Consider the following 10540-nt stretch of genomic DNA (forward strand, 5'->3'; position numbering starts at 1 on the left):
CGTTACGCTTATCGCGTTGAGGAGGCGCATCTTACGCTTCTCACTTCGAAAGTCAAGCGGTTGATTTCGCTTTTCTTTCGGCGCTGGCTTCACTAGGAGGCGAGCTCATCAGCGTGGCGCTAGGTGCCGTGCTGGTAGGGGCGCATTATAGGGAGCCGCTCTGCGATGACAAGACTTTTTTGAGAGAAATTGCGTTTATTTTTAATTATTTAATTACCAACACTTTATACAGAATATATCTACAGCATTACCCACAATCTTTGCCGATATATCCTCCATCAGGCACTACTTAGATCACCATTAACTCTTTTTCGACATGCCATATTGGATTCCTTGGGGCCCAAGGTAGCGTCAACAAAGAAAGCTGGTTACCATGGTGGTGAATAATGTGTTGCACCTTTTTTGCTTTCATTTACAAAAGGTCTTTAAAGATGAATTTATCGAAATTTCCCGTTTATTTGCAGGCAGCTATCCTTGCGCTGGTATTAGCAGTGGTTGGCTACATAATTGCACAAACCTTACAGTTCTCTTTTAACGTTGAAGTCATGTTTGCATTAGGTCTCACTATCGGTGGTTTTGTCACACCGCTGCTCATTAATAAGTCCTCTATCTGCGCAACCGAAGCTGTCGCTCATCAAGAGACGTGCACCTTATATGTAGGCAACCTACCCTATCGTGCTAACGAGATCGCGGTGCGGGAGTTATTTGCCGAACAGGGGCAAGTTATCTCGGTTCGCTTGATGAAGGATAAAACCACTGGGAAGCGTAGGGGGTTTGGCTTTGTGGAGATGCCAACTGCAGATGCAACTCGGGCAATCATGGCACTTAATGATAAAGAGTATCAGCAACGCACCCTTAAGGTTCGTGAAGCCAACGATAAGCGAGACCGGGATGAGCGAGAAGAGAACGGCCTAAACGTCTGACGGTATTGCGTTCGTTAATTTACATCAAACCTCTTCTAATGATGACAGCCCCCAAGCGTGCAAGGGGGCTGTTAATTTATCTGCCTCCCTATCTAACCGCGAGCAGTAGGCCTTAGCCACTGCTTTATCACTCGGCATTTCGCCCTCTCTTTGCTCTTCTTTATTAGCGAGCAAACAGGCCACCCGATTTGCTACTGCGCTACCTGAGTCAATCAACTGGCATTGTGGCATCAGCTGGCGGATTTCGTCATTGAGCAGTGGAAAATGGGTACAGCCGAGCACCAATGTATCGGGTTGGCTATCACCTTCTAGCCAGTCGGCCAGCACCTCACGCAGTAAGGCCATATTAACCGGCAAGCCAGCCAATTTATGTTCAGCTTCAACCACCAGCTCTGTGGTGCCTTTCAGTAGCACCCGCTTACCTGGGGCAAACTGGGCGATTAGCTCATGGGTATAATCACGTTTGACCGTGCCTGGCGTCGCCAACAGGCCAATACAACCATTGCGCGTCTGGGCTGCTGCCGGTTTGATCGCAGGCACCACTCCAACGACAGGAATAGCCAATACCGCACGCAGCGCTGGCAGCGCAATAGTGCTAGCGGTATTACAAGCAATCACCACCAGATCGATATGATGGCGGGCCACCATGGTGGTCACCAAGCGGCAACAGGCGGCGATGAGAGCTGGTTCGCTCAGCTCACCGTAGGGGAAGTTAGCATTATCGAAGCAGTAGAAATAGCTGTGCGCCGGCAACACGCGGCGGATCTCGCGATAGATGGTCAACCCACCCATACCAGAATCAAACACGAGAATATTGGCCACTTGAGCTCCCCCTTTGCTGCAAGGCGGCGATCATACTCTCGCCTGCCGCCAATAGAAAAGGCCCTGCCAATGGCAGGGCCCCTGTTTTTTTACATTGCCCGTTGCGGGCAACTTATAACGCGTAATCCAGCGTTAGATAATAAGCCCGCTCATCAGCCGGATAGCCAACTGCTGTCTGATAGTGCTTATCCAACAGATTGTTAATCTTACCCGATGCTTTCAGCGCTGGGGTAAGCTGGTAGCCCACCGCCAGATGCCACAGGCTATATCCCCCCAGTTCCACGGTATTAGCCGCGTCCCCGTACCGTTCCCCTTGATAGATCCAGCTCACAGATCCATCGAGTCGTTGCCACTGTGCTTGAGCTACCCATTTCACGCCTTGACGAGCAATCAGTGGTTGCTGCTTGTCACTGTTTCTATCTTTTGGCTGCTTATATTCAGCTGCCACGCGGTGACTGAGCCAACCGATATCAAACTCACCTTCTAATTCAACCCCGTCAATCCGGACTTTACCCACGTTTTGCGGTCGCCACATACCTTGACTGTTGGGGCCCCACTGGATCATCTGGGTAATATCGTTGCGATAGCCCGTGACCCGCCACGCCAGCCCAGCCGTTTGACCATCAAGCATCAACTCACTGCTCTTTGACTCTTCAGGCGTCAGGTCTGGGTTACCAGACCCGGGGTAGTAGAGATCATTAAACGTCGGCGCTCGAAAACCAGTCCCATAGCGAGCACTCAGGCGATAATCCTCAACAAAGCGCCAGCCTGCCCCCGTTTGCCACGTGTTATGGCGGCCAAACTGCTCATTATCATCACTGCGGCCACTTAGCTCCGCTTGCCAACCTTGGTTATCAAACTGAGCGAGAGCGTAGAGACCCGTGTTATCACGCTCTTTAGCATCAGCGGGATAGAGCGAGCCATAAGAACGAGAGCGATCATCGAGCATATCGCGCTGCCAATCGGCGCCACCGCCCAGCGTCCAGACCTCATTGAGCTTAAAACTGTTCACCCAATTTGCACTGTATTGACGAGTGTAAGTACGTGCATCAGCTTGGTCAAGGCCACGGCTATCGGGATAATCATAAGCATCCTGCTTGGCGAAGGCGCCACGCAGCTCACTCAGCAAACGCTCATCGTGATAGCGGGAGCCCAGCAGGTAACTTTGATTCTCGGTCCATGTTTCATTGCGTTGATGGGTTGCAGGTCCCCATGATGAAGCGGCAGACGAGCTGTCATACTGGGCGACGTTGCGAAACCAACGCGCTGTCGCAAACAAATCCCATCGACTATCAAGTGCCTGCTGATAATCCAGCATGGCGTTGTAGCCGCGGTGGCCATGCCGATCGCCATCGTTTACCCCAGCTATCGGGTGCACGTTGTAACCCGACTCGTCATCAAACCCACCCGCGATCTTGAGTTGACCCGCCTCGCCCACCTGACTGGCACTGCTCAGCGAGGCCTGACGCTGCTGATGAGAACCGGCGCCAACATTGAATTTGTGTTGGTTGGTCCCTTTGTCGGGGCGGGTAATGATGTTAATCACCCCACCAATCGCATCAGAGCCATAAATCGTGGCACGTGGGCCACGGATATACTCGATTCGTTCCACCTGATTAAGTGGCAGATTATTGAGTTCAGTAATGCCTGCGGTAAGAGAGGCACTGCGCACCCCATCCACCAGCACCAGCGTCTGTGAGGAGGCCCCGCCACGCACACGTAGTGAGCTGAGCTGACCACGGCCACCATTGTTCACCACTTCCACCCCAGGCAGGGTCTTGACTACATCGGTCACGGTCTGAGCTTGCAGACGATCGATTTCGTCCCGTGTGACCACGTTCACCGGAGCCAGTACGCTGGAAACCGGTTGGGCTACCCGCGTGGCGGTTACCACCATGGTGGGATTGACCGGAATGGTCAATGACTGGGCAAACGCCGCCGTCGGCAAGAGCGCCGCCGCCAGAATTTTTTTCGACATGAGAGATCCTTAAGGTCGCGTAAGCATCTACTTCGTGGCCGGTTTCTCTCGGCCCGAAATATGAACTTTGGCAGGTCTTCGGACTTGGGGGCTAATAACCTAAGGCGACGGCTTCCCACCTGACGGCAGTGCCATGATGTCGCTTCGTTCCCCCTTACCGCTGCGCGCCAGCTCCGGATTTTCACCGGATTCCCTATTAAGCATGATGCGCCAAAGCGGGGCGATTATAGGCAGTGCAGCAGGGGATGTATAGCCATCTGGACATCTATCTATCATCAAGTACGGCCAGTTTGTCCTTTGCCCCCGCCATGACCGCCTGCACCCCCGGATGAGAAAGATGACGACCCGCAGAGACCAAATAGTAGGAGAGCCGGACTTCGGCCAAGGTGGCAATCCGCTCCACACCATAGAGGCGAGTAATCTCCTCGGCCATGGCCAGTGGGGCAGGAAAAATGCCCATGCCCGCCTTACCAAATGACTTCATCAAGGTTGAGTCATCAAATTGGCCAACAATATGAGGGTGCACCCCCTGCTGGCGATACCACTCCAGCAGACGATCGTGGGTGGCCGACTTATCTCCGGGGATCAGCAGTGGCAGCCCCTCTAGCGCCGCAGGAAATCCCTCACGCGCCCGTGCTGCTAATTCAGGGCTAGCAAACAGCGCCAGGGGGCTACTACCGAGTTCATGGTTGTAGCCACGCTCACCACTGTCAGAGGGAAGTGGACGATCGATCAACACCATATCCAGTTTGTGGCGCGCCAGATCACTAAATAGCTGCTCGGCTCGCTCCTCATGGCATACCAGCCGCAGCGGGGTTGCCAAGGTCATCACTGGGGCCAGCAGTTCGAACGCCAGCGCACGGGGAACCGAGTCAGCAATGCCTACCTGCATCGTCAATTCTTGACCTGCATGGCGCAAGGTGTGCTCCAGTTCAGCACCCAGCGAAAAGATGCTTCCCGCTTGTGCTCGTGCCTGTTGCCCTGCTGCCGTCAACACCAGACGTCGTCCCACCCGATTGAACAACGCCACCCCAAGGGAAAGTTCGAGCTCAGCGACTTGGCCGCTGATGGTTTGTGGGGTGAGATGCAGTTGCTGCGCCGCTTGCGTCACGCTGCCACAACGCGCCACATGCCAGAAGTAGTAGAGCTGTTTGTAGTTGAGCATGTCGACCTCTATCAGTTTTTACCGAACAACCATCAGTGAAAATCTGATTTTATCGAACCATCACGCGCCCTAGCATGCAACCACTATCTGCACGCCCCCTGCGAGTCATCATGCTAGATATCGTTGTTCTCTTCTTTATGTTTGGGCTGCTAGCCGGTCTAGCGCGATCGGAGCTAAAACTACCGCCAGCCCTTTACGATACGCTCTCGCTCTTCTTGCTGCTGGCAATTGGTCTAAAAGGCGGCATCGGCCTCGCCCAACAACCCTTACAGCCCCTTCTGCCACAACTTGCGCTGGTGATCCTGCTCGGGGTCGTGCAGACCCTACTCGGCTTTGTGGTGCTGCGCCTCAAGATGAACCGTGTAGATGCCGCCGCCACTGCCGCTCACTATGGTTCGGTCAGCGTGGCGACCTTCGCCGTCGGGGTTAACTGGCTGACCGAACGGGGCATCCACTTCGAATCTCAGCTCTCGATCTTCCTCGCGGTCATGGAGATCCCGGCTATTGTGGCGGGCATCGTGCTGGCTCGGGGGATCAGCCGCGAGACCCGCTGGCGCATGCTGGCTCACGAAACCTTCCTCGGTAAGGGGGTCACCTTACTGCTAGGAGGCATGGCCATTGGCTATTTAGCTGGCCCGCAGGGGGTTGCCCCCCTGAAGCCACTGTTTGTCGACCTGTTTAAGGGGGCGCTGGCGCTGTTTCTGTTAGAGATGGGATTGATCGTCGCTCGTCAATGTCAGGATCTGCGCCGCCACGGCCTGTTCTTGCTCGGCTTTGCGCTCTTGATGCCGCTCGCCTCTGCCCTACTCGGGCTGGCAACCGGTCAGTTACTGGGGCTCTCCCTAGGAGGCCTAACACTGCTGGCGACCCTAGCGGCGAGCGCCTCCTATATTGCTGTGCCGGCAACCCTGCGGATCGCCCTGCCACAGGCGAATCCTGGTCTCTCGCTCAGCGCCGTACTGGGGATCACCTTTCCGTTCAACATCATGCTTGGGATCCCGCTCTACCACAGCTGGGCCCACCACTTTATGGAGTAGCCACATGCAGACCGAGACGCGCACCCTGCTCACCGTCATCACCGAGGCGACACTGGAGCCGACCCTGCTGCGCAGCCTGACCCAAGAAGGGTTGCGGGGCTATACCATCACCGACGCCCGTGGTCGCGGCGATCATGGCGAGCGCAACGCTAGCTGGAGCGAAAGCGGCAATATCAGATTAGAGGCCATTTGTAGCCGCGAACAGGCGGAGCGACTACTAGCCCATCTGCAGGAGCGCTATTACCCCCACTACGCCATGATCGCCTTTCTGCAAGCGGTCGACATTGTGCGGCCCGAAAAATTCTGAGCCGACGCATCGGCTCTTGTTATTCCCCACCCCTCCTCACGTTTAGTATCAAGGAAACCGAACGAATGACGACCCCTCCCCTGATTGGCCTAGTCATGGGCTCCGACTCCGATTGGCCGGTCATGCAAGCTGCCGCCCGCATCCTCAAAGAACATGGAGTTCCCTACGAGGCTCGGGTAGTCTCGGCTCATCGCACCCCAGATCTGCTGTTCGAGTACGCCGCCAACGCCCGCACACGGGGGCTGCGCGCCATCATTGCGGGAGCCGGTGGCGCCGCCCATCTGCCAGGCATGGTTGCCGCCAAGACGACCCTGCCTGTACTGGGGGTGCCGATTCCTTCACGTCAGCTCAAAGGGATGGATTCGCTGCTCTCCATTGTCCAGATGCCCAAGGGGGTACCGGTCGCCACCTTCGCCATTGGCGAAGCAGGGGCTGCCAACGCCGCCCTGTTCGCGGTTTCCCTGCTGTCGGTCGCCCAAGATGACCATGCCCCCCGCTACCGGCTGCAACTGGATGATTTTCGTCGCCACGAGCGCGATCGGGTGCTGGCGCTGCAACTGGAGGAGCCGACATGATAATACCGCCCGCCACTCTCGGTATGCTCGGCGGCGGTCAACTCGGCCGCTACTTCGTCATGGCGGCTCACCGCCTCGGTTATAAAGTGGTGGTACTGGACCCAGATCCGGCCAGCATCGCTGGCGCCGCTGCCGATCATCATCTTGTTGCCCCCTACGATGACCCGGCCGCCTTGCAGGAACTGGCCAACCGCTGCGCCGCCATCAGCTGCGAGTTCGAAAACGTGCCTGCCACCACCCTTGCCCTGCTGGCCCAGCATAAACCAGTTCGTCCCGCCGCTAGCGCGGTGGGCATCTGTCAGGATCGCCGTGAAGAGAAAGCCTTGTTGGCCAGTCTCGGCATTCCCCTCGCCCCTCACCTAGCGCTGTTGCCAAACGAGCCGATCCCCGCACAGGCCAGCGACCTCTTTCCCGCCATCCTAAAAACCGCCCGCGAGGGGTATGACGGCAAGGGGCAGTGGCAGATTGCCAATTGGGATGAACTGGTGACAGCCTTGGCCACCAGCAACGCCCCTTGTGTACTGGAACAGAAGCTAGCGTTGGAGGGGGAATTTGCGCTGACCCTCGCCCGCAACCCGAGCGGCGCCGTCAGTGCCCTGCCGCTGGTGCAGAACTGGCATAGCGGCGGTATTTTGGATCAGACCCGCTCCCCAGCCAACGCACCGGGGCTGGAGCGTGAGGCCAAGACGATCGCCGAGCGACTGATCGCCGCCCTCGACTATGTGGGGGTGCTGACGGTGGAGTTCTTTCTGGTAGCAGGGCAGCTCTTGGTTAACGAGCTGGCGCCCCGTCCCCACAACTCGGGCCACCCGAGTCTCGACAACGCCGATTGCTGTCAGTTCGAGCTGCAAGTGCGGGCCCTATGCGATCTGCCCTTACCTGCTCACATCAGGGTGCGGCCAGCCATGCTGATTAACCTGCTGGGGGATGTGTGGCAAGCAGGGACACCAAACTGGCCTAGCTTGCTGGCGCTGCCCGGCCTGCATTTGCACCTCTACGGTAAAGTCGATCCTCGCCCCAACCGCAAGATGGGCCATGTCACTATCACTGGGGCCGACTGGCAAGCCGTGGAGGAAACCACCCATATTCTGCGCACCCAACTGGGTATTGCAGGCCACAGGTCGCAATAAGTAAGCAGCAGGTAACAACAGTTCTCCCATGATCACCATCGTGTAACGAGCGCGGCGATGATCACGGGCTAAACCAAAACGTTAGGGGAAAGAGCGAGACGCCGAGTCTGGATTCACACCATCAACAGCAAAGGGGGCCACAACCCCCCTTACTTGATACCGCGCGCTTTGAGCAACGCCTCTTTAAAATCGGGGACATGATCTTTGGCTAGCCCAGGGATCATCGCTTGTTTGTCAGACTCTCGCATTTTGAGGTGATAAATCAGCATATCGTCGGTTAACTCGGCCAGATCGCCTTGATAACCTGCTTCTGCCGCTAGCTTGGCGATAAATTGCACCAAGCTGAGATCCTGTTCCTTGATCCAGGCAGGCTGCAACAACTCCAACAGCTCTTCGATACGATGACATTGCATAGACAACCTCTTGAAATCTGTCATGTGAAAATCAGGCCGCCTTACCCATCAAGGCAACCTCGATACGATCCCGCCCATTATGCTTGGCCTGATAAAGGGCCGCATCCGCTTTTTGGATTAACTCTGCAATGCTGGTTGTGCTGTCAGGCACTAATGTAGCGACCCCAAAGCTGCAGGTGACCTTGCTAGAAACCAACGATTTATGGTGGGGAATAGCCAGCGCCTTAAGGGCGACACGCACCTTATCTGCCAATTGCAACGCCCCTTGCACACTGGTGCAAGGCAACAGTAACGCAAATTCCTCCCCACCGTAGCGAGCCGCCAGATCATCCTCGCGCCGCTCCACCTCGGCCAGTACCATCGCTATCTGCTGCAAACATTCATCACCAGGGAGATGGCCATAAAAATCATTGAATTGCTTGAAATAATCCACATCAACTAACACCAATGACAGTGGGGTGCGAGCTCGGTGGCAGCGGCGCCACGCACGCGCGAGGCAATCGTCGAGATGAGCGCGGTTGGCAATCCCGGTCAACCCGTCGCGCCGTGAAGCTGAGCGCAGCTGGTCCGATACCTGTCTGAGCTCCGCCACTAACTCGGCGTTAGCAAATTGATGGTGTAAAGAGGCTATCTGCTCGCGACGTAAATGACGCAGGAGGCTTGGCAAAAAAATGAACAGATAAGCGGCCAGCATCAGATCGACGACCTGCTCCTGATCGTTGCCCCCCGCCAGCTCAAACAGCATGGCAAACCCTAGCGGCAACAACGAACCGTACAGCGCGCGACGACTGCCAAGCAGCATAATGGCACTGCCGGTCAGGATCAGGGTGGTCAGCATGATCATGGCTGCTCGATAAGCATCTGGCAAATGCTCCATATAGAGCAGAACGCCCAGAGCCCATGCGATCGAGCTGATCGTGACCCCGATAAACAGCTCACGCTCCAACACCATCAGTGGCAACTCTGCTAACCCTCGTTGCCGCCAGCGCAAGTGGCAAACCCGCAAAGACAACAGCACCATCATGCCGCCTAGCCAACCCAACGCCTCCCCGATGGGAAGATAGCGGTGAAACAACACACTCCAGCCTACCGCTAGCAGCCCCAGACAGGGCAAGCTAAAAGACACATGGGTATAAAGCTGAGTCATGATGGCTCGCCTTACCTGACAAGATACGCTTTGGGTCAAACGGACACTCCCTAGTATTGACGTCGCACAGTCTAGCGCTCTCCCTCCATTGGTCACAATAAAGCCTTTTTTATTAACAACTTAGTCAGGCACGTTCCAACTCATCAAGGATCGGGCACTCAGGGCGATCATCGCCATGACAACAACCAACTAGGCTTTCAAGGGAGCTCAGCATCGCCTGTAATCCTGCGATACGCTCGCGTAGATCCACTATTTTTTCCTGTGCCAATTTTTTCACTTGGGCACTGGTTCGTTGCTTATCTCGATAAAGCGCCAATAACTCCTGACACTCCTCCAGATTGAAGCCGGTTTCGCGCGCTCGTTTGATAAAACGCAATTCCCGTAATGCACTATCGGCATAGCGGCGATATCCGTTATCGCTACGTGTCGGTGCTGTGATAAGACCGATGCTTTCGTAGTAACGAATGGTCTTGGCAGTCAGCCCCGTGGCCTTGGCAACCTTACTAATGTTCATTTATGCCTCCTTAACGATCGGGTTGGATGCTGGTCCGTGCGCCGCCCTGGGCTGCCAGCGTTTCAATAACAGGGAATTGCTCAACACAGTGATGCTGCTCAGGGCCATGGCCGCCCCCGCCAGCTCGGGGCTGAGGTAGCCCAGCGCGGCCAGCGGAATGCCGATGATGTTGAACACGAAGGCCCAGAACAGATTCTGCTGGATGGTGTGCCAGGTGGCCGCCGAAATGTCGATGGCATCGGCCACCAGCCGCGGATCAGATCGCATCAGGGTGATGGAGGCGGTCTCCATCGCTACGTCGGAGCCGGAGCCCATGGCGATGCCCACATCCGCCGCAGCCAGCGCGGGGGCGTCGTTCACCCCATCCCCCACNATGGCCACCAGCCCATGGGTTTGCGCCCGCAGCGCCTCGACCTTTTCCACCTTGCCCGCTGGCAGCACGGAGTCAAAGGCCCCGTCCAGCCCCAACTGGGCGGCGATATGGGCCACCGGCGCTGGCGCATCGCCGCTCACCAGCCAGCTGGCGATG

The 10540-nt window shown here is 56.4% G+C and carries 11 protein-coding genes, 3 pseudogenes and 1 riboswitch; of the genes and pseudogenes, 5 read left to right on the top strand and 9 right to left on the bottom strand.

Annotated elements, in window-relative coordinates; translation table 11 throughout:
* The first annotated feature begins 431 nt into the window (after positions 1-431).
* Complete coding sequence (locus CUC53_RS14810; protein ID WP_100294873.1) at positions 432-923, top strand: RNA recognition motif domain-containing protein; 492 nt, start codon at positions 432-434, stop codon at positions 921-923.
* 24 nt (positions 924-947) lie between these two features.
* Here the strand turns inward: CUC53_RS14810 and murI are convergent, their stop codons facing one another.
* The 4 genes and pseudogenes from murI to nhaR form a co-directional block, all read right to left on the bottom strand.
* Entirely contained in the window at positions 948-1745 is a 798-nt protein-coding gene (murI, locus tag CUC53_RS14815; RefSeq protein WP_100294864.1) for a glutamate racemase, read from the bottom strand.
* 112 nt (positions 1746-1857) lie between these two features.
* Positions 1858-3063, bottom strand: a complete 1206-nt coding sequence (locus tag CUC53_RS19605; protein WP_420808066.1) for a TonB-dependent receptor domain-containing protein — start codon at positions 3061-3063, stop codon at positions 1858-1860.
* Between the two features lie 237 nt (positions 3064-3300).
* Positions 3301-3723: pseudogene (locus CUC53_RS19610) on the bottom strand (TonB-dependent receptor plug domain-containing protein); the annotation flags it as partial.
* A 52-nt stretch (positions 3724-3775) separates the two neighbouring features.
* Positions 3776-3953, bottom strand: a riboswitch (cobalamin riboswitch).
* A 35-nt stretch (positions 3954-3988) separates the two neighbouring features.
* Positions 3989-4888 carry a transcriptional activator NhaR gene (nhaR, locus tag CUC53_RS14825; protein ID WP_100294866.1) on the bottom strand — a complete coding sequence of 300 codons (900 nt, stop codon included), beginning with the start codon at positions 4886-4888 and terminating at the stop codon, positions 3989-3991.
* Between the two features lie 110 nt (positions 4889-4998).
* On the opposite strand from nhaR, the gene CUC53_RS14830 reads away from it, so the two are divergent.
* The 4 genes from CUC53_RS14830 (at position 4999) to CUC53_RS14845 (ending at position 7937) form a co-directional block, all read left to right on the top strand.
* The gene (locus CUC53_RS14830; RefSeq protein ID WP_100294874.1) at positions 4999-5925 is read left to right on the top strand and encodes a sodium-dependent bicarbonate transport family permease; all 927 of its coding nucleotides are present in this window, start codon (positions 4999-5001) and stop codon (positions 5923-5925) included.
* 4 nt (positions 5926-5929) lie between these two features.
* Positions 5930-6232 carry a P-II family nitrogen regulator gene (locus tag CUC53_RS14835; protein WP_100294867.1) on the top strand — a complete coding sequence of 101 codons (303 nt, stop codon included), beginning with the start codon at positions 5930-5932 and terminating at the stop codon, positions 6230-6232.
* A 65-nt stretch (positions 6233-6297) separates the two neighbouring features.
* Positions 6298-6807, top strand: coding sequence for a 5-(carboxyamino)imidazole ribonucleotide mutase (gene purE, locus CUC53_RS14840; RefSeq protein WP_100294868.1), 510 nt, complete (start codon positions 6298-6300; stop codon positions 6805-6807).
* Positions 6804-7937 (top strand): 5-(carboxyamino)imidazole ribonucleotide synthase, encoded by a 1134-nt coding sequence (locus CUC53_RS14845; protein ID WP_100294869.1) that lies wholly within the window; start codon positions 6804-6806, stop codon positions 7935-7937. The genes purE and CUC53_RS14845 overlap by 4 nt, the downstream gene beginning before the upstream one ends.
* 149 nt (positions 7938-8086) lie before the next feature.
* Here CUC53_RS14845 and CUC53_RS14850 read toward each other — a convergent pair whose 3' ends face one another.
* The 5 genes and pseudogenes from CUC53_RS14850 to CUC53_RS19295 all read right to left on the bottom strand — a co-directional run.
* The gene (locus tag CUC53_RS14850; protein ID WP_100294870.1) at positions 8087-8350 is read right to left on the bottom strand and encodes a YihD family protein; all 264 of its coding nucleotides are present in this window, start codon (positions 8348-8350) and stop codon (positions 8087-8089) included.
* 31 nt (positions 8351-8381) lie between these two features.
* On the bottom strand, positions 8382-9536 hold the full coding sequence (locus CUC53_RS14855; protein ID WP_201796773.1) for a GGDEF domain-containing protein: 1155 nt from the start codon (positions 9534-9536) through the stop codon (positions 8382-8384).
* A gap of 85 nt (positions 9537-9621) precedes the next feature.
* A complete protein-coding gene (gene cueR / locus CUC53_RS14860) occupies positions 9622-10011 on the bottom strand; it encodes a Cu(I)-responsive transcriptional regulator (protein ID WP_100294872.1) in 390 nt (129 codons plus the stop codon).
* Positions 10012-10383, bottom strand: a pseudogene (locus tag CUC53_RS14865) (copper-transporting ATPase); the annotation flags it as partial.
* Position 10384: 1 nt separating this feature from the next.
* Positions 10385-10540: pseudogene (locus tag CUC53_RS19295) on the bottom strand (hypothetical protein); the annotation flags it as partial.

The sequence above is a fragment of the Aeromonas cavernicola genome (genome assembly GCF_002795305.1).
In the GTDB taxonomy this organism is placed as follows: domain Bacteria; phylum Pseudomonadota; class Gammaproteobacteria; order Enterobacterales; family Aeromonadaceae; genus Aeromonas; species Aeromonas cavernicola.